Here is a 25,576-nt window from a genome sequence, read left to right as displayed (position 1 = left end):
GACTAAACTAAGGGGTTATTCTGGGCGCGGGAGATGCGCCGAATTATGCTGGTGGACTTGTGTTGAATGGGGTGGCCACTAAGTCCATCATAAGATGCGAGGAAAATTGAACTTTCGATTTTTGCCATATGACAATGATCGGACACGCTACTCCCCTTGTACTTCGCTCTGATTACGCTACGAGTATTCTGAAACTGATTACGCTCGTAATCGATAGAGTTGCTTTCTGCGGGATATCCGATTACCCATAATTCTTCGTCAACGGTCAGTTTCTCCGCAGGGAGAGAACCGTTTTTAATATCTTGCGCGACTAGTTGTGCGTCGCCGAACTCGTCGAATTCGTCAATATTTATTCGAAGTGCAAAAATGTCTTTGTGTTCCTCGTCTTCAGAAATTTCAGTTTTTACTGTGTACTGCTCATTAAATGGCAGAGATATTTTTGAATTTTCAGAAGGAAAGATGCGAAGAGTTTGTGCAGAGCCGCCCATGGCGGTAATTACATGGGACGCAGTAAGCCAATAATAGTTATTCGAGGTCGCAAGAAGAACAGAGGATCCCTTTCCCCAATACGGGAAATCGATATCGCCGTTACCGAAAATAACTGGACGAGCAGTTTCCTCAAAGCGGTTCATGCGACGACTCCAAAAAATGTAATGGACTATTCTTCAAATTTTATGCATACAGTGTAGCCCGCATACTCGGGCACGACGCGTAGGGCGTCAATGAGCAAAGTGAATTGCGCCGCATGTTTTCTCGTCTATGCAGGAAGAATTCAGAACGGTCGATCTTCTGCCTGAAGAGCCGCCCCCAGTCCGCCTGTGCAGCCACCCTGCCGCTAGATCCAAGCCCCGCGCGGCTCTCTGGCACATGCTTCGAAATACGGGTTGTGGGTGATTTGCCAGGCGGTGCAATTCGCTGCGCTTCATTGGCACCCTACAAAACGCTCAAGCCATCAGCATCTTCAGAATCAATCCAAACAACGCGCAGCCAATGATGACGTGGATGACATTGCGCTTGTAGCGGAACAAGGCCAGCGCGGCGGCGATGGCGATGGCGGTGGCGATCCAGTCGATGGGCGCGTCAAAGCCCTTGGGCCACAGCACGTGGTAGCCGAAGAACAGCGCCAGATTCAGGATCACGCCGACCACGGCGGCGGTGATGGCGGTGAGCGGGGCGGTGAATTTCAGATCCTTGTGGGTGGTTTCGATCAGCGGCCCGCCGGCCAGGATGAAGATGAAAGAGGGCAGGAAGGTGAACCAGGTGACCAGTGTGGCGGCTACGGCGCCGGCCAGAAACAGGCTGTCCGGCCCGAGCACGGCTTTCTGATAGCCGCCGACAAAGGCGACGAAGGCCACGACCATGATCAGCGGGCCCGGTGTGGTTTCGCCCAGCGCCAGGCCATCGACCATCTGCGGGGCGGAGAGCCAGCCGTAATGCCCTACGGCGCCCTGATACACATAGGGCAGCACGGCGTAGGCGCCGCCGAAGGTGAGCAGGGCCGCCTTGGTGAAGAACCAGCCCATCTGCGTCAGGGTGTGATCCCAGCCGAGGCCGCCGACGAGCAATCCCATTGGAATTGCCCAGAGCAGCGCGCCGATGAGGGCAACGCGGGCCAGCCGCGACCATTTGAAGCGGGCATGTTCGGGTGTGGGCGTGTCATCGTCGATCACGGCCGGGCCAAAGGATGGGCTGGCCTTGCCGTGGCCGCCACCGACCTGGAATTTATCCGGCGCCAGGCGCCCGCCAATGGCGCCGATCAACGCGGCGGCGACGACGATGGCAGGGAAGGGCAGGTTCAGCGCAAAGATCGCCACGAAGGACGCCGCAGCAATCGCCCACAGCAGGCTGTTCTTCAAGGCGCGGGTGCCGATGCGGTGCGCCGCCTGCACGACGATGGCGGTCACCGCCGGCTTGATGCCGTAGAACAGCCCGGCGATCAGCGTGGTCTCGCCAAACGCGATGTACAGCCAGGACAGTGCAATCAGGATGAACAGTGAGGGCAGCACAAAGAGCACGCCAGCGGCGATGCCGCCCCATGTGCGATGCATCAGCCAGCCGATGTAGGTAGCCAGCTGCTGCGCCTCCGGCCCGGGCAGAACCATGCAGTAGTTCAGTGCGTGGAGGAAACGGCCTTCCGAAATCCATCGCCGCCGCTCGACCAGCTCCTGATGCATGATGGATATCTGCCCGGCCGGGCCGCCGAAGCTGATGAAGCCGAGTTTGAGCCAGAACAGGAAGGCCGCGCGGAAGCTGATGGGGGCGGGGGCTGTGCGGGTGTCGGGCGTCGAGGTTTCGGGGGCGCTCATGGCGGGCTTCTCTGGTCGGGTTTGCTGGCCGGCCTCTGTGTGCCGTTTGGTGATTATGCGGCAGGTGCGTCAATTTGATCGTTCCCATGCTCCGCGTGGGAAGGTCGTGCTGGACGCTCCTGCGTCCGGTTTTTTTACGGGTGCGGCGAGCAGCGAAAACCTGGCGCGGAGCGCCGATAGAGGCGTTTCCACGCAGAGCGTGGGAACGATCTGGAATGTTCGGGCCCGCGACTTGCGACTTGCGATTTTATGGATGGCTGTACAGCCGCACCCCGCTTGCCTCTGCAACATGCCACCCGGCAGACTGAATGTTGGCGCGGCTCTTCAAGCATGCCTCACTCAGCCTCTCAGCTCTCATTGCTCGGCACTTCGCCGCTGTGCGGCGGTACATCAGAACGGTAAACGTCTGCGCGGTTTGTCGGCGGGCTTCTCAGGCTCGGCAGGCGCTTCAGCTTTTACCGGTTTGCGTGGCAGGTTCATTTCAGCGCGCGCAAACCGGACTTTGCCTTCCATCACGCAGCCGCGCATGCCCGGCTCGCACACGGCGCCCAGCACTTTCTGGCAGACGCCATTCAGGTCATGCGGGCAACCCCAGGCGCCACTCATGATTTCGAGTCCAAGCCAATCCTGCCTTTGTCGACGTCGGCTTGCCGTGCAGGTGCACTGTTCTGCGCCTTGTCTTCGCGGCAGGCTTGGCTTGGCACTGAAATCACTTGCCCCAGCTGTCTTTCAACGTAGTGGTGCGATTGAACACGAGTTTGCCGGCGCCGTGATCCTTGCTGTCGGCCACGAAATAGCCATGGCGTTCGAACTGGAAGTTGCTGCCGGCGGCGGCACTGGCCAGGCCCGGTTCGACCCAGCCTTGCACGACTTTCTTGGCATTCGGGTTGAGCACTTCGAGGAAGTCGCGGCCGCCCGCATCGGGGTGCGCTTCGGTGAACAGGCGGTCAAACAGGCGGATTTCGGCCGGCGCGCCTTGCGTGGCGGAGACCCAGGTGAGCACGCCCTTGACCTTGACGCTGTCGGCGCCTGGCGTGCCGCTCTTGGTGTCCGGCACGATCTCGGCGAGGACGGCGCTGATCTTGCCATCGGCGTCTTTCTCGCAGCCCGTGCAGCGGATGACGTAGCCGTATTTCAGGCGAGCCATGCTGCCGGCAACCTCCACTCCGGCTGCATCGCTGCGCGGCGGGCTCAGGCGGTGATAGCCCTTGGGCGGCACTTCCATGAAATCTTCGCGCTCGATCCAGACTTCGCCGGTGAGGTTGAACTGGCGGCGGCCCATGTCTTCGTGGTGCGGGTGCACCGGGGCAGAGCAGGGCTCGGCGTGATCGGCGCCGAACAGCGCATCCCAGTTGGTGAGCTTGAGTTTGAGCGGGTCGAGCACAGCCATGGCACGCGCTGCTTTTTCGTCCAGATCGTCGCGCAGCGCGCCTTCGAGGATCGAGTAGTCGATCCAGCTGTCGCCCTTGGATACACCGATGCGATCGCAGAACAGGTGGATCGCGCCGGCACTGTAGCCACGGCGGCGCAGGCCGACGATGGTGGGCATGCGCGGATCGTCCCAGCCATCGACGTGTTTTTCGGTCACGAGCTGCATCAGCTTGCGTTTGCTGGTGATCACGTAGGTCAGGTTCAGACGCGCGAATTCGTACTGGTGTGGCAGCGGATCGGCAAACATGCCGGCGTCACGCAGCTGGCCCAGCAGCCAGTCGTAGAAGGGGCGCTGATCTTCGAATTCCAGCGTGCAGATCGAGTGCGTGATGCGTTCCAGTGCGTCTTCGATCGGATGCGCAAAGGTGTACATCGGGTAGATGCACCACTTGTTGCCAGTGTTGTGGTGCTCGGCAAAGCGGATGCGGTAGATCGCCGGGTCGCGCAGATTGATGTTGGGCGAGCCCATGTCGATCTTGGCGCGCAGGATCATGCTGCCTTCCTGATGCTTGCCGTCCTTCATCTCGCGGAACAGGCGCAGGTTTTCCTCGGCCGTGCGGTCGCGCCAGGGCGAGTTCTTGCCGGCTTCGGTCAGGGTGCCGCGATTGGCGCGCATCTCGTCGGGCGTCTGCTGGTCGACGTAGGCGTGGCCGCCTTCGATCAGCAGTTCGGCGGCGTGGTACATGAAGTCGAAATAGTCGCTGGCCTGATACTGGTGCGAGGTGCCATTGGCATCCCACGAGAAACCCAGCCACTGGATCGCGTCGAGGATGGAGTTGACGTACTCCAGATCCTCTTTCTCGGGATTGGTGTCGTCAAAACGCATGTGGCATACGCCGCCGTATTCGCGGGCGAGGCCGAAATTCAGGCAGATCGACTTGGCATGACCCACGTGCAGATAGCCATTCGGCTCGGGCGGGAAACGCGTGCGGATCTTCGCCGGGTCGGGCTGGCCGGCGGCATGCAGGCTGGCTTCGCCGGGCACGCCGGCCCAGTTGCGCGTGGCGAACTTGTTCGCGGCCAGATCGGCCTCGATGATGTTCTTGAGGAAGTTGGTGGTTTGCGCTGCGCCAGGGGCAGCGTTCTTGTCAGGTGCGCTCACGTGATTCGGTCCCGAAGATGTTGCGGTGGGAAACTTGATGAAAATCGTCGAAGACGATCGTCAATGAGTTTCGCAAAGCAGCATTCTACCGTCTGGCGTGAGGCCTTGGCGTCCGGACGTCTAGTGGCAATACGCGCGGATATCGTTTTGCGCAATATCCCGGTCATTCTGGTCGGTCTTGCTATGCATGCGCTGGATCGCGCCGCTGAGGATATCCCGGGCGAAGTTGCAACGTGACTCATCGGTGTCGCCGACCCTGGCGCCCGAGAGCGACTTGGGGCGTTTATCCACCGGCGGCTTGGCCATTTCGTCGGCCTGCTTTTGCGCCTGACGTTGCTGCAGCAGCCTTTCCTGCTCTTGCCAGGAGAGCGAGGGCTGGTTGCTTGCTTGTGTCGTTTTTTTGACCTTCAGTTCGACCACGTCAGTCTTGCCGGCGTCTTCCTTTCTCTCTGAATAATGCGTTTTGCCGTTCGCATCGACCCATTTATAGATTTCTGCATGGACGGCGGGCGAGACCAGCAACAGGGCCAGACAGGCGCTGATCAGGGGGTGATTGAGGCGTGAGATTTTCATGGCAAGGTGCATGTCTTCTGGAAGCGGGCGGCTTCGACAGCATGGATCTTAACCCCTTTGACATGTAGCGAAATGCTGGCGGACAAGCTTATGCCCGAATTGTCCGCCCGCAGGTTTTGTAACTCAGCCGATCAGTTGTTCTGCGGGCACATAGGCATGGCTCAAGGCAGCGGCAACTTCGGCACAAGTGACCTTGCCCGCGCAGACGTTCAGGCCGTTGCGCAGGTGTACGTCATCCCGCAGGGCGGTTTGCCAGCCCTTGTCGGCCAAGGTGATCACGAAGGGCAGGGTGGCGGCGTTGAGTGCATCGGTGGCGGTGCGGGCCACGGCGCCGGGCATGTTGGCCACGCAGTAATGCACGATGCCGTCGACGATATAAGTGGGCGAGGCGTGGGTGGTGGCGTGGGAGGTTTCGCAGCAGCCGCCCTGATCGATAGCGACATCGACGATCACGCTGCCAGCCTGCATGCCGGCGAGCATGGTGCGGGTAATCAGTTTGGGCGCAGCGGCGCCGGGCACCAGCACGGCGCCGATGACCAGATCGGCGGCGTGGACGGCCTGGGTGATGCTGGCCTGATTGGCGTGCACGGTCTTGACGCGCGCACCGAATTGCGCGGCGAGCCGGCGCAGCACGGTCGGCGAGCGATCCAGCACGGTCACGTCTGCCCCCATGCCTGCAGCGATCAGCGCGGCGCCGCTTCCCACCATGCCCCCGCCAAGAATGGCTACCCGCGCGGGTGCCACGCCGGGCACTCCGGAGAGCAAGATCCCGCGCCCGCCTTGGGCGGTCTCCAGACAATGCGCGCCGGCCTGCACGCTCATGCGCCCGGCCACTTCCGACATCGGGGCGAGCAGCGGCAGGCTGCCATCGGCGGCCGTGACGGTCTCGTAGGCAATGCAGATGGCGCCGCTGGCGATCAGATCGCGCGCCTGTTCCGGATCGGGCGCCAGATGCAGATAGGTGAACAGGATCTGGCCGCCTCGCAACAGGGCGCGCTCGGCCGCTTGCGGCTCTTTTACTTTGACGATCAGTTCGGCGCGGGCGAAGACTTCGGCGGCCGTGTCCACGATCACGCCACCGGCGGTACGGTAGGCCTCGTCGCTGGCGCCGATGCCGGCGCCGGCTAATGTCTCGATCAGCACGCTGTGGCCACCTGCGCACAGTTCGCCCACCGAAGCTGGGGTGAGGCCGACGCGGTATTCGTGATTCTTGATCTCTTTGGGAACGCCGATCAGCATGGCTGGGCTCCTTGTGCAGTAAATGCTTGTAACGGCAGTGGAGCGATGGCTCTGAACGGTGGCGTCGATGTTGCGCAGCAGGGATAATCCGGCTTCCCTCTCCCCCAGCCCCTCTCCCCCGAGGGGCGAGGGGAGCGACCAGAAGCCGCTGTGCGGCTTTTTTAACGAGGCTGCAAAGCCTGGAGCAGATTTTGGCAGCAGAAAACAGCATCAAGCAGGAAACGTCCTATCGTGTGCTCGGGGCGATCAGCGTCTCGCACTTCCTGAACGACATGATGCAATCGCTGATTCTGGCGATGTATCCGATACTCAAAGGTGGCTTCAATCTGAGTTTCGCGCAGATCGGCTTGATCACCTTCACCTTTCAGGCGACTGCGTCGCTGCTGCAGCCGCTGGTGGGGATGTATACCGACAAGCATCCGAAGCCGTATTCGCTGATGTTCGGCATGTGCTGCACGCTGGTGGGTTTGCTGCTGCTGGCCACCGCCACGAATTACCCGATGCTCTTGTGCGCGGCTGCGCTGGTCGGCACGGGCTCGTCGATCTTTCATCCGGAGTCTTCGCGTGTGGCGCGCATGGCCTCGGGTGGCAAATTCGGTCTGGCGCAGTCGGTGTTTCAGGTGGGCGGTAATGCCGGCACGGCGATGGGGCCGCTGCTGACTGCGCTGATCGTGATACCGAACGGCCGCGGCAGCGTGGCCTGGTTCTCGCTGGCGGCGCTGCTGGCGATTGCGGTGTTGTGGAAGGTCGGGCAATGGTATGCGCATCAGCAGGCGATCGGGCATTTCAAGGCCAAATTGCGCCAGGGCGCGGTGGATACGGGCTTGTCGCGTGGCAAAGTGGTCGTCTCCATCGGCATCCTGCTGACCCTGATTTTTTCCAAATATTTCTATCTGTCCAGCCTGTCGAGCTATTTCACGTTTTACCTGATGGAGAAATTCCAGCTCTCGCCGCAGTCTGCACAGCTGCACCTGTTCGTGTTCCTGTTCGCGGTGGCGCTGGGCACCATCATTGGCGGGCCGGTGGGTGATCGCATCGGGCGCAAGCGCGTGATCTGGGTGTCGATTCTGGGTGTGGCGCCGTTTACGCTGATCCTGCCGCATGTGGGCCTGACGGCGACCACGGTGCTGAGCTTTGTTGTCGGCCTGATCCTCGCCTCGGCCTTCTCGGCGATCATCGTGTATGCGCAGGAATTGTTGCCGGGGCGGGTCGGGATGGTCGCCGGCCTGTTCTTCGGCTTCTCGTTCGGCATGGGCGCGATTGGCGCTGCGCTGCTCGGTAAGCTGGCGGATCTGCGCGGCATCGAGTATGTGTATCAGGTCTGCGCTTTCCTGCCGCTGCTGGGCCTGCTGACGGTGTTCCTGCCGGATGTGAGGCGCAAGACTGCCTGAAGAGCCGCGTCGGCCTTGCCTCTTCGGACTGCCTGTCCGTACATTCAGGCAGGGTGCGGCTGAGCGGGCTGGGTGGCTGAAAAACCTTACCGGGAGCTGTTATTCGAGGTGGATTCTTTTACGACTAAAGTCTTGTGTTGCAGTGCACCATCGGGCACACTTGAGCCGTCTCTTCATGCATCAAGCCGATCATGTTCAAACATCGTGAATCCGCACCGCGTCTGAGTCTGGCCCTGCAAGGCGGCGGCGCGCATGGCGCTTTCACCTGGGGCGTGCTGGACGCGCTGCTGGAAGACGGGCGTTTCGAGTTCGACGGGATCAGCGGCACCAGTGCCGGGGCGATGAACGCGCTGGCGCTGGCCAATGGCTGGTTGAAAGGCGGGGCGGAGGGCGCGCGGGAATGTCTGGCAGCCTTTTGGAACGGCGTGGCCCTGATGAGCCATTCCGAGCTGGCCTCGCCAGTGATGGATGCCTCGGCAGTGGCGCCGGGGACGGCCTGGATGATGCAGCTGACGCGCTGGTTTTCACCCTACCAGCTCAATCCACTGGATTTGAATCCGCTGCGCGATCTGGTGGTGGAGCTGTTCGATTTCGAGCGTCTGCGCACCGAGTCGACTTTCCAGTTGTTCGTGGCCGCCACGCATGCCAACAGCGGCCATCTGAAGCTGTTCCGTAATGCCGATCTGAGTGCCGACGCCTTGCTCGCCTCGGCCTGCCTGCCGACAGTGCATCATGCCATCATGATTGACGGCGAGCCTTACTGGGATGGCGGCTACGCGGCCAATCCGGCGGTGTTTCCGCTGTTCCGTTATTGCGACAGCCGCGACATCCTGCTGGTGCTGCTCGCGCCGCTGGAGCACGAGCGCACCCCGCGCGGGGCCGAGGAAATCCAGCAGCGCACGCTGGAGCTGGGTTTCAACAATGCCTTCCTGCGTGAAATGCGTCTGTTTGTGGCGATGCGCGACATGGCCGAGGAGAGTGGTTGGCTCAGCGGCACGCTGGAGCAACGCCTGCGCGGCGCGCGCTTTCATATGATTGAGGGTGAAGAGGCGCTGGGCAGTCTGGCCGCGACAACCAAGATCGTGGCCAATCAGGCCTTCCTGCACCGTTTGCGCGATGCCGGCCGGGCCAACGCCAAGCGCTGGCTGGCGGCGCATGCGCTGGCTGTGGGGCATCGGCCCAGTGTGGATATCCAGAAACTGTTTTTGCCGAACTGAGCGGGGTGTGCTGAAGAGCCGCGTCAGTCGGGCTTCTTCAGGCATGCTTGCTCAAGAGTCAAGCGGGGTGCGGCTCTTCAGGCTTTCAGATCTTCAGGCGTTCGATCAGGGCGGATTCCAGCTGCACGGTCTTGGCGGTATTGCTCAGGTTCGGGCTGCTGACGAGGAAGGTGTCTTCGGCACGCTCGCCCAGGGTGGCAATCTTGGCGGTGTGCAGGTTGATGCCATGTTCGGCCAGCGTTTGCGCCACGGCGAAGAGCAGGCCTGGCCGATCCGCCGCAACAATCGACAGGATGAAATGCTGACCGGCTTCGTCCGGTTGGAGCGTGACCGAGGGCGCAATCGGAAAGTGTTTGAGCTGGCGTGAAACGCGGCCGCTGGCGGGAACGTCGATGGGGCTTTCACTGCTCAGTTTGTCGGTCAAGCCGTGTTCGATCAGGCTGACCATGTCGCGATAGTTGCCGTTGGCATTCGGATCCATCACGACGAAGCTGTCCAGCGCGTAGCCGTGGCCGGTGGTGTGGATCTTGGCATCGAGAATGCTGTAGCCGATGCGCGCGAAGTAGCCGCACAGACGCACGAAAAGCTCGCGCTGATCGCGTGTGTAGACCATCACCTGAATGCCGGTGTCGACCTGACTCGGGCGGGCTTTGACGACCGGCGTTTCGCTGCGCGGGCAGTGGTAGAGCATGCGCGTATGCCAGGCGATTTCGTCGGCGTCGTGGCGCAGGAAGTAGAGGGTGTCCAGCTCCTTCCAGAACGGCGTTTCGGTGTCCGGGCGCAAACCGAAGAAACGCAATTTCTGGCGAGCCACTTCCTGGCGTTCGGAAATTCCCAGCACCTGATCGGGTGTATTGCCGCGCAGCAGCTGGCGCGTGGCGAGAAACAGCTCCTCCAGCAGCTTGGCCTTCCAGCCATTCCAGACCTTGGGACTGGTGCCGCGAATGTCGGCGTGGGTCAGGATGTAGAGCGCGGTCAGGCGGCGTTCGGTCTTGACCAGAGCGGCAAATTTGCGGATGACGTCCGGGTTTGACAGATCCTGTTTCTGGGCGACCTGCGACATGGTCAGGTGGTGTTCGACCAGCCATACGACTAGATCGCTGTCCTCTTTCATGAGGCCGTGGTCGCGGCAGAAACGCCGGGTGTCGGCCATGCCCAGTGTTGAGTGATCGCCCCCCCGGCCCTTGGCGATGTCATGAAACAGGGCCGCGATGAAGATCAGCCAGAAACGGTCGAATTCGTTGGCCAGGCGGGTGATCAGCGGGTATTCGTGGGCGTGTTCTTCCATCACGAAGCGGCGCACGTTGCGCAGCACTTGCAGGATGTGCTGATCGACGGTGTAGGCGTGAAACAGGTCGTGCTGCATCTGGCCGACGATGCGGCCGAAGTTCGGCAGGTAGGTGCCGAGGATGCTGTACTGGTTCAGGCGGCGGAATTCGTGGGTCTGGCCGCGCGGCTCCTGCAGCAGGCGCAGGAACAGGGCGCGATTGGCCGGGTCGCGGCGAAACGCCGGGGTGATCAGCTTGCGGGCATGCCACAGGGCGCGCAGGGTGCGCACGGTCATGCCCTTGAGTTCGGCGTGCTGCTCCATGAGCAGGAAGGCTTCGAGGATGGCGCTGGGGCTGCGCTCGAAGACCTGATCGTCAACGATGTCCAACTGATCTCCGATGCTGTGGAAGCGCTCGTTGATCGGCTGGGCCTGATAGGCCGCCAGAGGCAAGTATTGCGCGCCCAGATTCTGCAGCAGGATGGTGTTGAGCTGGGTAACCTTCTTTGCTGCCAGATAGTAGCGCTGCATCATCGCTTCCGAGGCGCGGCGGGCCTTGGTGGGCTTGACCGCGAAGGCTTTGGCGAGGGCTTCCTGATGGTCGAAAATCAGGCGATCTTCACGCCGCCCGGCGATGTAATGCAGACGGATGCGGATCTGCTGCAAGGTGCGTTCGTTGCTGCGCAGGGCGCGGACTTCTTCGGGCGTGATCAGGCCGTGGCGTGCCAGATCGCTCCAGCGCGTGCCGAGTCCCGAGGCGAGCGCAATCCAGATGATGTTCTGCAGGTCGCGCAGGCCGCCGGGGCCTTCTTTGCAGTTGGGTTCGACGGCGTAAGGCGTCTGGTTGAAGCGGTTGTAGCGCTGCTCCTGCTCGGCGCGCTTGGCGTGGAAAAAGGCTTCCGGATCGAGGCAGGCCGTGGTGCCGGCAATGAAGCGACGATATAGCGGCGCGCTGCCGGTGAGGCGGCGCGATTCCAGCATGTTGGTCTGGATCGTGACGTCGCGCGCAGCCTCTTCCACACAGGCTTCGACGGTGCGCACGCTGTGGCCGATATCCAGACCCAGATCCCAGAGCTGGCCGATGAAATGCTGGATGTGCTCGCCTTGTTCCGGCGACGGCTCCTCGTTCAGCAGTACCAGCAGGTCGATGTCCGAGTAAGGATAGAGCTCGCCCCGGCCATAGCCGCCGACTGCAATCAGCGCGGTGTCGTCGGGGAAGCCGGCGTTCTGCCAGAGCTCGGCCAGCACGCCGTCTACCAATCGGGTGCGGCCTTGCAGCAGGCGGCTCGGACTGGCGTGGGCTTCATATTCCGCTCGCAAGTTGCGCTGGCCTTCTTGCAGGCGACTGCGCAAGGCGTCGAAGCTCGCGCGGCTGGCGTCGGTGGGGTGATTCACGGTTTAGCCAATCGGCGGATAGGTCGGGATGATGATGGGTTTGCCGGCGAACCAGTCCGGCGCTGCGGGCGCGCCGGCCGAGTAGGTCAGCACCTCGGCGCCGTCGGCGGTGACGAGGATGGTGTGTTCCCACTGGGCCGAAAGCGAGCGATCCTTGGTGATGATGGTCCAGCCATCCGGCAACTCGGAGATCGCGGCCTTGCCAGCGTTGATCATCGGCTCGATGGTGAAGATCATGCCTTCCTTGATCTCGATGCCGGTGCCGGGGCGGCCGTAATGCACGACCTGCGGATCTTCATGAAACTTGTGGCCGATGCCGTGGCCGCAGAATTCGCGCACCACCGAGAAGCCGGCGCCTTCAGCGTGTTTCTGGATGGCGTGGCCGATATCGCCCAGACGCGCGCCGGGGCGTACCTGCGCGATGCCCAGCCACAAGCACTCTAGGGTGACCTGACATAGGCGCTTGGCCTGGATGCTGGCTTCGCCGACCACGAACATGCGGCTGGTGTCGCCGTGCAAGCCGTCCTTGATGACGGTGATGTCCAGATTGACGATATCGCCCTTTTTCAGTGCTTTCTTGCCGGGAACACCGTGACAGACCTGATGGTTGATCGAGGTGCAGATCGACTTCGGATAAGGCTGGTAGCCCGGCGGGGCGTAATTGAGCGGCGCCGGAATGCAGCCTTGAACATTGACCTGATAGTCGTGGCAGAGCCGGTCCAACTCCTCGGTGGTGACGTCGGCCTGAACAAAAGGCGTGATGTAGTCGAGCACCTCGGAGGCGAGGCGGCCGGCAATGCGCATCTTTTCGATGTCTTCTGCGGTTTTGATGACAATACTCATGCTGTTTGTACGTGTTTGTGCGGCGTTGGGGGAGGCTGCAAGGCTATCGCAGAAGGGCGGGGCGGGCAAATGCGGATTGCTGACGTCAGCTGAAGTTTTACAGGGAGGGCGAAGTGGTGGCTGAAGAGCCGCTCCCGGCTTGGCTGTGCAGCGGGGTTGCTTGAAGAGGTCCGTCCGGTGAGGCTCTGCGACATGCTGCTTTTTACGCCTTTCGTTGTCGATTTGCGGTTCTTGGCGTGAGTTTGTCGCTGCTGTGGCTTGAGGCAAAGGCCTGCGCGCTGCTATAATCACCGGCTAAGTTCGTATCCGGACTTGGCTGGATGTGTATTGCATCCGGAAATCCACACGTTCGCCGGGAACGGGTCTGCTTCATTCGTGAGGCAGCTAGCATGCAGTGATCGAAAAATCCTGCATCACGGCGGGCGGAGGCTAACCCTGAAATTTGGAGTATCAAATGGCTGTAACCATGCGTCAAATGCTGGAAGCCGGTGTCCACTTCGGTCACCAAACGCGCTTCTGGAACCCCAAGATGGCCCCTTTCATCTTCGGTCATCGCAACAAGATTCACATCGTTAACCTCGAAAAGACCTTGGCCAAGTACAACGAAGCCATCGCTTTCGTGAAGAAGCTGTCCGCCAACAAAGGCAACGTGCTGTTCGTCAGCACCAAGCGTCAAGCTCGCGAGATCCTGGCTGAAGAAGCACAGCGCGCTGGCATGCCTTACGTTGATGAGCGCTGGCTCGGCGGCATGCTGACCAACTTCAAGACGGTCAAAGGCTCGATCAAGCGTCTGAAGGACATGGAACAGATGGTTGCCGATGGCTCCATCGAGCGCCTGACCAAGAAAGAAGCGCTGGTGACCACGCGCGAACTGGAAAAGCTGCAGAAGAGCCTGGGCGGTATCAAGGATATGAACGGCTTGCCGGACGCGATTTTCATCATCGACGTCGGTTACCACAAGATTGCCATCACCGAAGCCAAGAAGCTGGGTATTCCGGTGATCGGTGTGGTCGATACCAATCACTCGCCTGAAGGTGTGGATTACATCATTCCGGGTAATGATGACTCCAGCCGTGCCATCCGTCTGTATGCGCAAGGTGTTGCGGATGCAGTGCTGGAAGGTCGTGAGAACGCCGGTCAGGGTGCCGCAGTCGCCGCTTCTGACGAGTTCGTGGAAGTGCAAGACGCCGCCGCACAAGCGTAATCTTTGCATTGCAAGCTTGTCATCGGAGTCGCGTAAGCGCACTTGGGTGACAAGCTTTTTGTCTTTTTAATCTAATTAAAGAATTCAGGAGTAAGCATGGCGGCTATTACCGCAAGCATGGTTGCTGAGCTGCGCGCCAAGACTGACGCGCCCATGATGGAATGCAAAAAAGCGCTGACCGAAGCCGATGGTGACATGGGCAAGGCGGAGGAGATTCTGCGCGTCAAGCTGGGTAACAAGGCCAGCAAGGCCGCGACCCGCGTGACGGCCGAAGGCATTGTTGGCACGTTCATCGCCGCTGATGGCAAATTGGCCTCGCTGGTCGAAGTGAACTGCGAAACTGACTTCGTTGCCAAGAACGACGATTTCCTGGCTTTCACCAAGAACGTGGCTGAGCTGATCGCCACCCAGAACCCGGCTGATGTGGCTGCGCTGTTGGCGCTGCCGCTGGATGGTTCGACGGTGGATAGCGTGCGCGCTGCGCTGGTCGGCAAGATTGGCGAAAACCTGAGTATCCGCCGCTTCCAGCGCGTGGCTGCTCAAGGTCAGGTTGCTGCCTATATTCACGGCGGTGCCAAAATTGGCGTGCTGGTGGATCTGGTGGGGGGTGAAGAGTCTCTGGCCAAGGATATCGCGATGCATATCGCTGCCTTCAAGCCGAAGTCACTGGACGCCTCGGGCGTGCCGGCAGACCTGATTGAAGTCGAGCGTCGCGTGGCGATCGAGAAGGCCAAGGAAGCCGGCAAGCCGGAAGCCATGATCGAGAAGATTGCCGAAGGCAGCGTGCAGAAGTTCCTCAAGGACGTGACCCTGTTGGGCCAGGTTTTTGTGAAGGCAGAAGACGGCAAGCAGACCATTGAGCAACTGCTCAAGGCCAAGTCCGCTTCGGTCGCCAGCTTTGCGCTGTTCAGCGTGGGCGAGGGCATCGAGAAGAAGGTGAATGACTTTGCCGCTGAAGTGGCCGAACAAGCCGCTAAGGCTGCTGCTGCACGTTAATCGGAGAGCGAAAAATGCCCACTGCCTATAAGCGAATTCTTCTGAAATTGTCCGGTGAAGCCCTGATGGGCGATGGCGCGTATGGCATCAGCCAGAGCGTGGTGTCGCGTATCGTGGCTGAGGTGGCGGAAGTTTCGCGTCTCGGTGTCGAAGTCGGCATCGTGATTGGTGGCGGCAATATTTTTCGCGGCATGGCTGGCGCGGCTTCCGGTATGGACCGCGCCACCGCCGATTACATGGGCATGATGGCGACCATCATGAATGCGATGGCGCTGGGTGATGCGATGCGCGTGGCGGGGGTTTCGGCCCGCGTGCAGTCGGCCCTGAATGTGGAACAGGTGGTTGAACCCTACATCCGCAACAAGGCGATTCGCTATCTCGAAGAAGGCAAGATCGTGATTTTTGCGGCTGGTACCGGTAATCCGTTCTTCACGACGGACACTGCTGCTGCGCTACGCGGTACGGAAATGGAAGCCGAGATCGTTCTCAAGGCAACCAAAGTCGACGGCATTTACAATGCCGATCCGAACAAGGATCCCACTGCAACACGTTTCGACAAGATTTCCTTTGACGAGGCGATTTCACGCAACTTGCAGGTGATGGACGCCACGGCGTTTGCGTTGTGTCGCGACCAGCGTTTGCCGATCAAGGTTTTCAGCATTTTCAAGCCGGGCGCGCTGATGCGGGTTGTCATGGGTGAAGATGAAGGCACGCTCGTGCATATTTAAGGGGCTGACGATGATTCCCGAGCTGAAGAAAAACACCGAACAAAAAATGCAGAAGTCGCTTGAGGCGCTTAAGAACGACCTCGGCAAGGTGCGCACGGGTCGTGCGCATACTGGCTTGCTGGACCACGTGATGGTCGATTACTACGGCACGCCGACTGCGATCAATCAGGTCGCCAATGTAACCCTGCTGGATGCCCGCACCATCGGCGTTCAGCCTTGGGAAAAGCCCATGATTGCGAAGGTCGAAAAGGCCATTCGTGATGCAGATCTGGGGCTCAATCCCTCCACCATGGGCGATATCGTGCGCGTGCCGATGCCCATGCTGACCGAAGAGCGTCGCAAAGACCTGATCAAGGTCGTGCGCAGCGAAGCCGAAGATGCACGCATTGCCATTCGCAACCTGCGTCGTGATGCCAATCACAGCCTGAAGGAAGCGGTCAAAGCCAAGGAGATTTCCGAGGATGATGATCGCCGCACTCAGGACGATGTGCAGAAGCTGACGGATCGCTATATCGCTGAAGCAGACAAAATGCTTGCTCTCAAAGAGCAGGAGTTGCTGCAGGTTTGATGCGCGAAACCGCCATCAATCGGTTCGACATCTCATGCTATCCAGGCTGATCAGTTCCACGCGCGCCATTCCCGAGGGGTATGCCGTGCCGCAGCACATTGCCGTCGTCATGGATGGGAATGGGCGCTGGGCGCGCAAGCGCTTTTTGCCGCGCGTAGCGGGGCACAAACGCGGCCTGGATACCGTGCGCAATGTGGTCAAACTGTGCATCGATCGCGGCGTGCAGCACCTGACCTTGTTTGCGTTCAGTTCCGAAAACTGGCGTCGTCCGCAGGATGAGGTATCTTTCCTGATGCAACTCTTCATGCAGGCGCTGCGTGAAGAAGTCAAAAAACTCCACAAGAACAATATCCGTTTACGAGTGATAGGCGATCTTTCGCGTTTTGATGCGAAGCTGGTCGAAACGATCGCGCAGGCGGAAGCGTTGACGGCCGGAAATACCGCGCTGACCCTGTCTATCGCTGCAAATTACGGCGGGCGCTGGGATATTCTCAATGCCATGAATCGCATGTTGGCGAGCGATGCCGGCAAGCGTGACAATTTCACCGAGGAAGATCTGGCTCCGCATTTGTGCCTAGCGGATGCGCCGGAGCCTGATCTGTTCATCCGCACCGGCGGTGAGCAGCGCGTCAGCAATTTTCTGCTCTGGCAACTGGCCTATACCGAGTTCTATTTTACCGATTGCCTGTGGCCGGACTTCGATGAAGCGGCGTTTGATCTGGCAATTGACTCCTATCGCAAGCGTGAGCGCCGTTTTGGGCGGACCAGCGAACAACTGACGGGCGCATCGCCCCAAGACAAACAGGATTGAAAATGCTGAAGCAGCGTGTATTGACCGCAGTATGTCTGGCTGTCGGCATGTTGCTGGCGATCTTCTTTTTTCCTGACTGGGCCTGGGGCTGTGTCGTGGCGATCATCGTTGTGCTGGCGTTGCACGAATGGTGCGCATTGGTGGATATCGGGCGCATCGGGCAGGTCGTTCTGAGTGTCCTTTGCGTCCTGCCGATTGCGTACTGCGCGGTGGTGGCCCCAAGCCTTGAAAGCGACGCGACGTTTTTAATCGGTGCGATCTACGCAGTCAGTATTTCATTCTGGTTGTTCTCAGCGCCGACCTTCCTGTATTTCCATCTGGAACCGGTGGGTTGGTACTGGCGCTATGGTGTCGGCTTTCTGATGATGGTGCCGACGGGTATTGCCATGCTGGAGTTGCGGCGGGCAGATCCATTATTGATGGTTGCCGCCTTGTTGCTGGTGAGTGCGGCAGATATTGCAGCTTTTTTTGTCGGGCGTGCGATTGGCAAGCATAAGCTGGCGCCCGAAATCAGCCCGGGAAAGACCTGGGAAGGTGTCGGCGGGGCAGTGGTGGGGGTTCTGTTGTTCTGCTCCGCTTTGTGGTTTTTTGTGCCTGCCATTCATAACCAAATGGCGCTGCTGTGGGTTGTCGTGCTGGCTTTAATTTACGTGCTCGTTTGCGTGCTCGGTGATTTGTTCGAGTCGCTCGTCAAGCGCGAGGCTGGCGTGAAAGACAGCGGGAAGTTGCTGCCCGGGCACGGCGGGGTGCTGGATCGCGTGGACGCCATGCTGGCTTTCCTCCCGTTTGCGGGCGCGACGCTGTTGGCATTGCAACTGCTTGATTGAGTCTGGAGTTGTGATGAACAAACAGGTGCTGACCGTTTTAGGGGCGACCGGATCCATCGGTTTGAGCACGCTGGATGTCGTCGCACGCCACCCCGAGCGTTATGAAATTTTTGCTCTTTCGGCGCATCGTCAGGTTGAAAAGCTGGCCGATCTATGTCGGCGTTTTCAACCGCAACATGCCGTCGTGGCGGGGCCTGCTGAGGCCGTTATCTTGCGTGAGTTGCTGAGCGATTTTCCGACGCTCAATATCATGCATGGCCCATCGGCGCTGGAGCAGATTGCGGCCGCGCCTGAGGTGACGACGGTAATGGCGGCGATTGTCGGGGCTGCGGGTCTGGGCTCGTCACTGGCTGCGGCGCAGGCCGGCAAGCGTGTGTTGCTGGCCAACAAGGAAGCCTTGGTCATGGCCGGCGATGTTTTCATCGCAGCTCTGCGCAAATCGAGCGGAACTCTTCTGCCGATTGATAGTGAACACAATGCTGTTTTCCAGTCCTTGCCTGCCGGTTTTGAGTACGGTCTGCGACAGTGTGGCGTGCGCAAGGTGGTGCTGACGGCTTCGGGCGGACCCTTTCGCAAAACGCCTCTGGATGCCTTGCAGCATGTCACACCCGATCAGGCCTGCGCGCACCCGAACTGGGTGATGGGGCGGAAGATTTCGGTTGATTCGGCGACCATGATGAATAAGGGGCTGGAGGTCATTGAGGCCAGCTGGATTTTCGGAGTTGAAGCGGATCGTATCGATGTGCTGATTCATCCCGAAAGCGTGATCCACTCCATGGTGCAGTATGAGGATGGCTCCGTACTCGCTGAGCTGGGGAATCCGGATATGCGCACGCCTATCGCGCACGCCTTGGCGTATCCCGAGCGGATTGCTTCCGGGGTGGCGAGTCTGGATCTGGTCAAGATTGCCGCTCTGTCTTTTGAGGCTCCGGATTTTTCCCGTTTTCCGTGCCTTCAGCTTGCCTATGACGCATTGCGCGCCGGCGGGAGTGCTCCGGCTACCTTGAATGCCGCCAATGAAGAAGCTGTAGCGGCCTTTCTGGATGGCGGATTGCGTTTCGACCGGATTGCGGGTGTCGTGGCGGAGGCGCTGGAAAAGATTCCCGTAACCCCGCTTTCTTCGCTGGATGATGTTCTCGCTGCAGACCGTGCCGCAAGAGCTTTTGTCCAGGAACGCCTGTCACGCAAACTCTTGCTGTCCGCATGAACTCCGCCCATTACATTTTCTTTTTCCTGTTGGCCATCGGCATCCTGATCGTGGTGCATGAGCTTGGCCATTACGCTGCCGCGCGTTTGTGTGGCGTGAAAGTCTTGCGCTTCTCCCTGGGTTTCGGTCCGCAAATCCTGATGCGCAGAGTGGGGTCGGATCAGACGGAATGGTCCCTGGCTGCTGTGCCGCTGGGTGGTTACGTGAAGATGCTTGATGAGCGCGAAGGCTCAGTGAATGTCGGCGAGCGTCATCGCGCGTTCAATACCCAGTCTCTGGGACGGAGGTCTTTTATTGTCGCAGCGGGACCCTTGGCTAATCTGCTTCTGGCGATCCTGATCTATTGGGGGATGGCGTGCGCTGGAACGCGCGACTTTCCCGCTGTTCTGGGACCGGTGGCTTCAGGTTCGTCTGCCGCGCAAGCTGGTCTCGTGGAAGGGGATCGCGTAACCCGATTTGCAGGCGTGGAGATTCGTGGCTGGAGCGATCTTAAGTGGCTGGTTGTTCAGCATGCACTGGATGCAGAACGGGTCAAGCTTGAAGTGCAGCGCGAAGGCATAGGTCTCGCCAGTTTTGATCTGGCTATGCAGGGGGTGCTGATTGACGAAAAAGCCCCGGATGCTTTGAAGCAGCTCGGAGTGAGCTTGCCAGCAATACTGACGGTTCCAGTGTTGGGGCGTCCTTTGGCGGATAGTCCGGCCGATCTCGCTGGCTTTGCCGAGGGTGATCGGGTGCGCAAAGTGGACGGGTTTGAACTCGGATCTGCGGCTGAATTCGTAAAAATAATCGCCGCATCGCCGGGGCGAACGTTGAGTGTGCAGGTCGAGCGTGCGGGCAAGCTGTTGACGCTTGAGGTGAGGCCTGAGTCGGTAGCTGATAAGCCACTTCAAGGTCGGATCGGGATTCCGGTCGGTATGGACAGGGATGCTGTCGCGAAAAGCATCATTACTGTGCGCTATGGCGTACTGGAGGGGGGCGTGCACGCGGTAAGTCAGACCTTCAGTACGGCTGGGTTCTATTTGCAGGCAATCTGGCATATCGTCAAAGGCAATATTTCCTGGCGCAATGTCAGTGGCCCCATTGCTATTGCCGATGCGGCCGGGCAGAGTGCTAAGGCCGGGGTTGACGCGTATCTAGGCTTGATTGCGGCTTTGAGCGTCAGTCTGGGCGTGCTCAATCTCTTGCCCATTCCGATTCTGGACGGGGGGCACTTACTGTATTATGCGATCGAGCGTATCCGGGGGCGAGCCTTGTCCGAGGGGGCTGAAGAGCTCTCGCAGCGGATTGGTTTGGTCATGCTTGTGTTGCTGATGTCTCTGGCCTTTTTCAACGACTTTCATCGGGTTTTCTTCGGCTGATGTCCAAGACTTTCACTGCAATCCAGATCGGAGTGCTGGCACTCCTGTCTCCGTTGGCGCTGGCCTACTCCCCTTTTGTTGTCAAGGATATCCGCGTGGAAGGAATTCAGCGGACCGAGGCGGGTACGGTGTTCAATTATCTGCCCATCCGCATTGGCGATTCCGTGAGCGAAGATGTGGTCGCCAAAGCGGTAAAGGCTTTGTATGCGACCGGTTTCTATCGCGATGTGCGTATTGATGTTGATAAGGATGTATTGGTCGTAATCGTCGACGAACGTCCGGCAATTGCCCAAGTTGATTTCTCCGGCAACAAGGCTTTTGACTCGAAAGATCTCCTGAAAGGACTCAAGGAGATCGGAATTGTCGAGTCCCGTACTTTCGACCGTTCTCAGCTTGAGAAGGCTGAGCAGGAAATCAAGCGCCTGTATCTGACACGGAGCTATTACGGCGTCTCGGTAAAAACCACCGTATCACCCTTGGAGCGGAATCGGGTTGCCATCAATTTTGAGATTGCCGAAGGTGAAGTTGCCAAGATAAGCAGCATTCGCATCATCGGGGCCAAGGCTTTCAAGGAAGGCCGTTTGCTCGATTTAATGGTGCTCGAAGAGTCGGGCGGCATGTTTGCATGGTTTCGCCATGACAAATATTCAAAGCAGGAGCTCCAGGCGGACATCGAGGAATTGAAGTCCTGGTATCTGGACCGTGGATATCTGAATTTCGCCGTAGAGTCTACGCAGGTTTCGATTACGCCCGACAAAAAAGACGTCTATATCTCGATTGCCATTAACGAAGGTGAGCAGTACAAAATTTCTTCGGTGAAGTTGGCTGGTGAGTTGCTGCTGCCAGAGGCCGAGTTGCGCAAACTGGTGACATTGAAGAGTGGTGAAATTTACTCACGCTCCCGAGTAAATGAAGCCACTCGAGCAGTTTCTGATCGTTTGGGTAACGATGGTTATGCTTTTGCCAATGTGAATGCAGTTCCGGAGCTGAATGACGATACGCGCGAAGTCGCACTGACCTTGTTTGTTGATCCTGGTCGGCGTGCTTATGTCAATCGTATTAATGTTGTGGGTAATAATCGTTCTCGTGACGAAGTAATCCGGCGTGAAATGCTCCAGATGGAGAGTGCGTGGTTTGATCGCCAGAAGGTCGATCGTTCGAAGATTCGTGTTGATCGAACCGGTTTTTTTGAGGACGTTTCGGTTGATACCGTTCCGGTGACTGGTGCAGCAGATCAGGTTGATCTAAATGTTAATGTCAAGGAGCGTGCTACAGGTTCCCTGTCGCTGGGGGTTGGATACTCCGCAACTGAAAAGTTGGGTTTCATGGGCTCGATTTCCCAGAATAACTTGTTCGGTTCGGGGAATGCTTTGTCCTTATCCGTGAACACAGGCAAGGTTAATCGGTCTGCCACCGTATCTTTTGAGAACCCATACTGGACCGAGGATGGCGTGAGTCGCGGTTTCGATGTTTATAATCGCAAATCCGACACTCGCTCATTGGCGGTTGCTGGTTACAAGTCGGATTCATTGGGGGCGGGTATCCGTTTCGGTGTACCTATTGCGTTGGATGACCGGATTTTCTTGGGTTTGTCGGTCGATCAGACCAAAATTGAAACGTATGAAGATAGTCCGAAACTGTACAAGGATTTCATCAAGGAATTCGGGTGCGAGGGCTCGTCGGACGCGGATTGCACACAATCCTCAGTGACAACAACAACTTTGCTATCGACCTTGGGGTGGCTGAGTGACAAGCGCAATAGCGCGACCTATCCGACCAATGGAACATATCAGCGAGTTAATCTGGAGTTGGCGATTCCTCCGGGCGATATGCAATATGGGCGCCTGAGCTACCAGTGGCAGCGTTACGTTCCGCTGACGAATACCTACACATTGATGTTTAACTCTGATTTTGGCCTCGCCGAAGGTTATGGAGGCAAGCCAGTTCCGTTTTACAAGAATTATTATGCCGGCGGTATTGGTACGATTCGTGGTTACAAAGACAACTCGATCGGCCCCAAGGCTGAGAGTAATTACTCCGATGGATCCTCGTCGTCAGTGTCCGTGGGCGGAACTCGGCGGATTACGGGGGGGCTTGAATTTCTGTTTCCGATGCCCGGTGTGAAGGAGAAAGATCGGAGCATGCGTTTGAGTGCGTTCATTGATGGCGGGGTTCTTTGGGACGATAAAACGACGAGTTTTGCCATGACTGATTTTCGTTACAGCACCGGATTCGGCATGAGCTGGTTGTCACCTATTGGCCCTTTGAAATTCAGCCTCGGTTTTCCTTTGAGAAAGAAGCTTGGCGATGATGTGCAACGCTTCCAGTTCCTTATCGGGACTGCAATGTAGGAGTTATGGCATGCGCAGGGTGATCGGGTTGTTTTTGATTGTATTGTTGGCGATGCCGGCCGCGACATGGGCGCAGATGCGTATTGGCTTTGTCAATGCCGAGCGGGTGATGCGTGAATCGGCGCCGGCGGCGCGCGCCTTGAAGAAGCTCGAGAAAGAGTTTGAGCGGCGTGAGCAGGATTTGCAGAAAATAAGCAAAACCTTGCAGGGGATGCAGTCTTCGCTCGAGAAAGCATCACTCTCCTTGCCCGAAGCAGAGCGCAAGACCAAGGAGCGTGAATTTTCGGATATGAGCCGTGACTTCCAGCGCCGTGAGCGCACTTTGCGTGAAGATTATGCACAGCGTCAGCATGAAGAGCTGGCGGGGATTCAGGAGCAGGCGAACCGGGTGATCCAGCAGATTGCAGAGCGGGAAAAATATGATCTGATCCTGCAGGAGGCAGTTTACGCGAGTCCGGCGATCGATATTACTGACAAGGTCATCAAGTCCTTGGTCGATGTGAAGTGAGTTGAATGTGGCTTTGAGTATTCAAGAGATCGCTGCCCAGTTGGGTGGCGAAGTACGTGGTGATGCTGATGTCACTATCGATCAGGTGGCTCCGCTAGAGCGTGCGAATGGTCGGGAAATCGGTTTTGTTGCCCATCCGAAGTATCTCAAGGCCTTGCAGGCGACTTCTGCAGCAGCGGTAATTGTGCCGCTGGCCTTGGCCGACTCAACAGATTTGCCACGCATTGTTGTGCGGGATCCTTACCTGTATTTCGCGCAGGTCGCGCAGTTGCTCAATCCTGTCGTCTCTCCGTATCGAGGCGTGCATCCTAGTGCGGTGGTGCAGTCGACCTTGCCAGCTTCGGCGGCTGTCGCTCCCTTGGCCTTTATTGGCGAAGATTGCGAGATTGGCGAGAATGTGGTGATCGGCCCAGGTTGCATGATTGAACGCGGTTCCAGCATCGGCGAAGGGACGCTTTTTCATGCCAATGTTGTTGTGTATGCGGACTCAAGTATCGGGGCTCGTTGCATTCTGCATGCCGGTTGCGAGATTGGCAGCGATGGATTCGGCTTTGCGCCCCGGCGTGATGGCAGCTGGGAAAAAATTCCGCAAATTGGTCGCGTATTGATCGGTGATGATGTTGAAGTCGGCGCCAACTGCACGATTGATCGTGGTGCGCTTGACGACACCGTGATCGAGAGCGGCGTGAAGCTCGATAACATGGTGCATATTGCGCACAATTGCAGGATTGGCGAGAACTCTGCGATTGCCGGGCAGTCCGGGATGGCCGGCAGTTCCACAATCGGCAAGCGCGTGAGGATTGGCGGGCAGTCCGGAATCCTGGGGCATATCGAGGTGTGTGACGATGTCGTCCTTTCCGGGCGTTCGCTCATCAGCAAGTCGGTCAGTGAGAAGGGGGTGTATACCTCCACGATTGCATCGCAGCCGCATCAGGAGTGGTTGCGTAATACGGTGCATCTGAGGCATCTCGACGAGATGGCAAACAGACTTCGGGCACTTGAGAAGAAAATGAAAGAATTGGAGAGTAAAGCGTGAGTGCAATGAATATCCACGAGGTCATGAAATATCTGCCTCACCGCTATCCGTTTTTGCTGGTGGATCGTGTGCTGGAAATGACTTTGGGCGAGCGGATTGTGGCGATCAAGAATGTCACGATCAATGAACCGTTTTTTGTGGGCCATTTTCCGCACTCGCCGGTGATGCCGGGCGTGCTGATCATCGAGGCGATGGCACAGGCTGCGGCCATTCTGGCGTTCAAGACGCGTGGGGCTGTGCCGGATGAGAATTCGGTGCTGTATTTTGCGGCGATCGATAATGCGCGTTTCAAACGTCCCGTATTGCCGGGTGATACGCTGACTTTTGAGATGACGCTTACCCGTGAGATGCGTGGCGTCTGGAAGTTTTCAGGAGTCGCCCGCGTCGGCGATGAAATGGCTGCTCAGGCCGATTTGATGTGTGCCATCAAGCAATTGCCATGATTCATTCCAGTGCCATCATCCATCCGGGCGCGAAGATCGCTGCTGGCGTCGAAGTCGGGCCGTTCAGCATCATCGGCGAACACGTCGAGATCGGCGAAGGAACGGTAGTTGCGTCGCACTGCGTGATCAAGGGGCGTACCCGTATCGGGCGCGAAAACCGGATTTTCCAGTTTGCTTCGCTAGGTGAAATTCCGCAGGACAAGAAGTATGCGGGCGAGCCAACTTCGCTGGAGATCGGCGACCGCAATTCGATTCGCGAGTATTGCAACTTCAATATCGGTACTGCCCAGGATGCGGGCGTTACCCGTATCGGCAATGACAACTGGTTCATGGCTGGCGTGCACATCGGGCACGACTGTCAGGTCGGCAACAACACGATCATGGCCAATAACGTGACCCTTGGCGGTCATGTGCATGTCGGTGATTTTGCGATTCTTGGCGGCATGGCTGCTGTGCATCAGTTCGCCATCATCGGCGCGCACAGCATGGCGGGTGGTGGCTCCATCATCACTCAGGACATTCCGCCTTTCGTTATGTGTTCGGGCAACCCGGTTGCGCCGCATGGCGTGAATAGCGAAGGTTTGCGGCGGCGTGGCTTCTCGGCCGAAGCCATTACCCAGATCAAGCGTGCTTACAAGGCGATGTATCGGCAGAATCTTTCGCTGGAGGAGGCGCGTGCCAGCATTGCTGTCGCCTCTGCGGAGACTCCGGAACTGCAGGTCATGCTCGACTTTTTCGCGGCGTCCACTCGCGGCATCATTCGTTAAGGAACGGG

Annotated in this window: 23 protein-coding genes; 15 read left to right on the top strand and 8 right to left on the bottom strand. The window is 58.6% G+C overall.

The genetic code is table 11. The features are described from left to right. Positions 1 to 2 precede the first annotated feature (2 nt). From ABXR19_RS10505 to ald, 6 genes are all read right to left on the bottom strand, one after another. A complete protein-coding gene (locus ABXR19_RS10505) occupies positions 3 to 632 on the bottom strand; it encodes a hypothetical protein (protein WP_354601073.1) in 630 nt (209 codons plus the stop codon). 312 nt (positions 633 to 944) lie between these two features. Further along, on the bottom strand, positions 945 to 2,306 hold the full coding sequence (gene chrA, locus ABXR19_RS10500; RefSeq protein WP_354601072.1) for a chromate efflux transporter: 1,362 nt from the start codon (positions 2,304 to 2,306) through the stop codon (positions 945 to 947). Positions 2,307 to 2,696: 390 nt separating this feature from the next. Further along, on the bottom strand, positions 2,697 to 2,912 hold the full coding sequence (locus ABXR19_RS10495) for a hypothetical protein (protein WP_354601071.1): 216 nt from the start codon (positions 2,910 to 2,912) through the stop codon (positions 2,697 to 2,699). A 103-nt stretch (positions 2,913 to 3,015) separates the two neighbouring features. Next, positions 3,016 to 4,839 carry a glutamine--tRNA ligase/YqeY domain fusion protein gene (locus tag ABXR19_RS10490; RefSeq protein ID WP_354601070.1) on the bottom strand — a complete coding sequence of 608 codons (1,824 nt, stop codon included), beginning with the start codon at positions 4,837 to 4,839 and terminating at the stop codon, positions 3,016 to 3,018. 120 nt (positions 4,840 to 4,959) lie between these two features. Continuing rightward, the gene (locus tag ABXR19_RS10485) at positions 4,960 to 5,412 is read right to left on the bottom strand and encodes a DUF4124 domain-containing protein (protein WP_354601069.1); all 453 of its coding nucleotides are present in this window, start codon (positions 5,410 to 5,412) and stop codon (positions 4,960 to 4,962) included. A 123-nt stretch (positions 5,413 to 5,535) separates the two neighbouring features. Further along, the gene (ald, locus tag ABXR19_RS10480; RefSeq protein ID WP_354601068.1) at positions 5,536 to 6,651 is read right to left on the bottom strand and encodes an alanine dehydrogenase; all 1,116 of its coding nucleotides are present in this window, start codon (positions 6,649 to 6,651) and stop codon (positions 5,536 to 5,538) included. 191 nt (positions 6,652 to 6,842) lie between these two features. On the opposite strand from ald, the gene ABXR19_RS10475 reads away from it, so the two are divergent. Together ABXR19_RS10475 and ABXR19_RS10470 are read left to right on the top strand one after the other, a co-directional pair. Beyond that, positions 6,843 to 8,042 (top strand): MFS transporter, encoded by a 1,200-nt coding sequence (locus ABXR19_RS10475; protein ID WP_354601067.1) that lies wholly within the window; start codon positions 6,843 to 6,845, stop codon positions 8,040 to 8,042. Between the two features lie 191 nt (positions 8,043 to 8,233). After that, on the top strand, positions 8,234 to 9,259 hold the full coding sequence (locus ABXR19_RS10470; RefSeq protein WP_354601066.1) for a patatin-like phospholipase family protein: 1,026 nt from the start codon (positions 8,234 to 8,236) through the stop codon (positions 9,257 to 9,259). An 85-nt stretch (positions 9,260 to 9,344) separates the two neighbouring features. Here ABXR19_RS10470 and ABXR19_RS10465 read toward each other — a convergent pair whose 3' ends face one another. Both ABXR19_RS10465 and map read right to left on the bottom strand, forming a co-directional pair. Then, positions 9,345 to 11,921, bottom strand: a complete 2,577-nt coding sequence (locus tag ABXR19_RS10465; protein ID WP_354601065.1) for a [protein-PII] uridylyltransferase — start codon at positions 11,919 to 11,921, stop codon at positions 9,345 to 9,347. A 3-nt stretch (positions 11,922 to 11,924) separates the two neighbouring features. Continuing rightward, positions 11,925 to 13,055 (bottom strand): type I methionyl aminopeptidase, encoded by a 1,131-nt coding sequence (gene map, locus ABXR19_RS10460; RefSeq protein ID WP_354601064.1) that lies wholly within the window; start codon positions 13,053 to 13,055, stop codon positions 11,925 to 11,927. A gap of 163 nt (positions 13,056 to 13,218) precedes the next feature. Here map and rpsB point away from each other — a divergent pair, with 163 nt between their 5' ends. The 13 genes from rpsB (at position 13,219) to lpxA (ending at position 25,568) form a co-directional block, all read left to right on the top strand. Next, positions 13,219 to 13,968 (top strand): 30S ribosomal protein S2, encoded by a 750-nt coding sequence (gene rpsB / locus ABXR19_RS10455; protein ID WP_354601063.1) that lies wholly within the window; start codon positions 13,219 to 13,221, stop codon positions 13,966 to 13,968. Between the two features lie 96 nt (positions 13,969 to 14,064). Then, positions 14,065 to 14,964, top strand: coding sequence for a translation elongation factor Ts (gene tsf / locus ABXR19_RS10450; protein ID WP_354601062.1), 900 nt, complete (start codon positions 14,065 to 14,067; stop codon positions 14,962 to 14,964). 14 nt (positions 14,965 to 14,978) lie between these two features. Next, a complete protein-coding gene (gene pyrH, locus ABXR19_RS10445) occupies positions 14,979 to 15,692 on the top strand; it encodes a UMP kinase (protein WP_354601061.1) in 714 nt (237 codons plus the stop codon). 10 nt (positions 15,693 to 15,702) lie between these two features. Beyond that, the gene (frr, locus tag ABXR19_RS10440; RefSeq protein WP_354601060.1) at positions 15,703 to 16,260 is read left to right on the top strand and encodes a ribosome recycling factor; all 558 of its coding nucleotides are present in this window, start codon (positions 15,703 to 15,705) and stop codon (positions 16,258 to 16,260) included. A gap of 34 nt (positions 16,261 to 16,294) precedes the next feature. Further along, positions 16,295 to 17,071 (top strand): polyprenyl diphosphate synthase, encoded by a 777-nt coding sequence (uppS, locus tag ABXR19_RS10435; protein ID WP_354601059.1) that lies wholly within the window; start codon positions 16,295 to 16,297, stop codon positions 17,069 to 17,071. Positions 17,072 to 17,073: 2 nt separating this feature from the next. Beyond that, entirely contained in the window at positions 17,074 to 17,898 is an 825-nt protein-coding gene (locus ABXR19_RS10430) for a phosphatidate cytidylyltransferase (RefSeq protein ID WP_354601058.1), read from the top strand. A 13-nt stretch (positions 17,899 to 17,911) separates the two neighbouring features. Next, positions 17,912 to 19,105, top strand: a complete 1,194-nt coding sequence (gene ispC / locus ABXR19_RS10425; protein ID WP_354601057.1) for a 1-deoxy-D-xylulose-5-phosphate reductoisomerase — start codon at positions 17,912 to 17,914, stop codon at positions 19,103 to 19,105. Further along, positions 19,102 to 20,463, top strand: coding sequence for an RIP metalloprotease RseP (gene rseP, locus ABXR19_RS10420; RefSeq protein WP_354601056.1), 1,362 nt, complete (start codon positions 19,102 to 19,104; stop codon positions 20,461 to 20,463). The genes ispC and rseP overlap by 4 nt, the downstream gene beginning before the upstream one ends. Then, positions 20,463 to 22,814 (top strand): outer membrane protein assembly factor BamA, encoded by a 2,352-nt coding sequence (gene bamA / locus ABXR19_RS10415; RefSeq protein WP_354601055.1) that lies wholly within the window; start codon positions 20,463 to 20,465, stop codon positions 22,812 to 22,814. The genes rseP and bamA overlap by 1 nt, the downstream gene beginning before the upstream one ends. A gap of 10 nt (positions 22,815 to 22,824) precedes the next feature. Continuing rightward, a complete protein-coding gene (locus ABXR19_RS10410) occupies positions 22,825 to 23,322 on the top strand; it encodes an OmpH/Skp family outer membrane protein (protein ID WP_354601054.1) in 498 nt (165 codons plus the stop codon). Positions 23,323 to 23,329: 7 nt separating this feature from the next. Then, positions 23,330 to 24,358 (top strand): UDP-3-O-(3-hydroxymyristoyl)glucosamine N-acyltransferase, encoded by a 1,029-nt coding sequence (gene lpxD / locus ABXR19_RS10405; protein ID WP_354601053.1) that lies wholly within the window; start codon positions 23,330 to 23,332, stop codon positions 24,356 to 24,358. Between the two features lie 5 nt (positions 24,359 to 24,363). Further along, positions 24,364 to 24,801 (top strand): 3-hydroxyacyl-ACP dehydratase FabZ, encoded by a 438-nt coding sequence (fabZ, locus tag ABXR19_RS10400; protein ID WP_354601082.1) that lies wholly within the window; start codon positions 24,364 to 24,366, stop codon positions 24,799 to 24,801. Then, the gene (gene lpxA / locus ABXR19_RS10395) at positions 24,798 to 25,568 is read left to right on the top strand and encodes an acyl-ACP--UDP-N-acetylglucosamine O-acyltransferase (RefSeq protein WP_435594317.1); all 771 of its coding nucleotides are present in this window, start codon (positions 24,798 to 24,800) and stop codon (positions 25,566 to 25,568) included. The genes fabZ and lpxA overlap by 4 nt, the downstream gene beginning before the upstream one ends. Positions 25,569 to 25,576 lie beyond the last annotated feature (8 nt).

This window comes from Uliginosibacterium flavum (assembly GCF_040566545.1).
Classification (GTDB): domain Bacteria; phylum Pseudomonadota; class Gammaproteobacteria; order Burkholderiales; family Rhodocyclaceae; genus Uliginosibacterium; species Uliginosibacterium flavum.
This window is presented reverse-complemented; position numbering and strand designations above follow the sequence as displayed.

Bases quoted from the DNA above. Each gene is read 5' to 3' on its own strand.
- ABXR19_RS10410 (WP_354601054.1), top strand. From the start codon at position 22,825: ATGCGCAGGGTGATCGGGTTGTTTTTGATTGTATTGTTGGCGATGCCG.
- ABXR19_RS10430 (WP_354601058.1), top strand. From the start codon at position 17,074: ATGCTGAAGCAGCGTGTATTGACCGCAGTATGTCTGGCTGTCGGCATG.
- chrA (WP_354601072.1), bottom strand. From the start codon at position 2,306: ATGAGCGCCCCCGAAACCTCGACGCCCGACACCCGCACAGCCCCCGCC.
- bamA (WP_354601055.1), top strand. From the start codon at position 20,463: ATGTCCAAGACTTTCACTGCAATCCAGATCGGAGTGCTGGCACTCCTG.
- tsf (WP_354601062.1), top strand. From the start codon at position 14,065: ATGGCGGCTATTACCGCAAGCATGGTTGCTGAGCTGCGCGCCAAGACT.
- ABXR19_RS10470 (WP_354601066.1), top strand. From the start codon at position 8,234: ATGTTCAAACATCGTGAATCCGCACCGCGTCTGAGTCTGGCCCTGCAA.
- ald (WP_354601068.1), bottom strand. From the start codon at position 6,651: ATGCTGATCGGCGTTCCCAAAGAGATCAAGAATCACGAATACCGCGTC.
- rseP (WP_354601056.1), top strand. From the start codon at position 19,102: ATGAACTCCGCCCATTACATTTTCTTTTTCCTGTTGGCCATCGGCATC.
- fabZ (WP_354601082.1), top strand. From the start codon at position 24,364: ATGAATATCCACGAGGTCATGAAATATCTGCCTCACCGCTATCCGTTT.
- pyrH (WP_354601061.1), top strand. From the start codon at position 14,979: ATGCCCACTGCCTATAAGCGAATTCTTCTGAAATTGTCCGGTGAAGCC.
- ABXR19_RS10495 (WP_354601071.1), bottom strand. From the start codon at position 2,912: ATGAGTGGCGCCTGGGGTTGCCCGCATGACCTGAATGGCGTCTGCCAG.
- ispC (WP_354601057.1), top strand. From the start codon at position 17,912: ATGAACAAACAGGTGCTGACCGTTTTAGGGGCGACCGGATCCATCGGT.
- ABXR19_RS10485 (WP_354601069.1), bottom strand. From the start codon at position 5,412: ATGAAAATCTCACGCCTCAATCACCCCCTGATCAGCGCCTGTCTGGCC.
- ABXR19_RS10505 (WP_354601073.1), bottom strand. From the start codon at position 632: ATGAACCGCTTTGAGGAAACTGCTCGTCCAGTTATTTTCGGTAACGGC.
- rpsB (WP_354601063.1), top strand. From the start codon at position 13,219: ATGGCTGTAACCATGCGTCAAATGCTGGAAGCCGGTGTCCACTTCGGT.
- frr (WP_354601060.1), top strand. From the start codon at position 15,703: ATGATTCCCGAGCTGAAGAAAAACACCGAACAAAAAATGCAGAAGTCG.
- lpxA (WP_435594317.1), top strand. From the start codon at position 24,798: ATGATTCATTCCAGTGCCATCATCCATCCGGGCGCGAAGATCGCTGCT.
- uppS (WP_354601059.1), top strand. From the start codon at position 16,295: ATGCTATCCAGGCTGATCAGTTCCACGCGCGCCATTCCCGAGGGGTAT.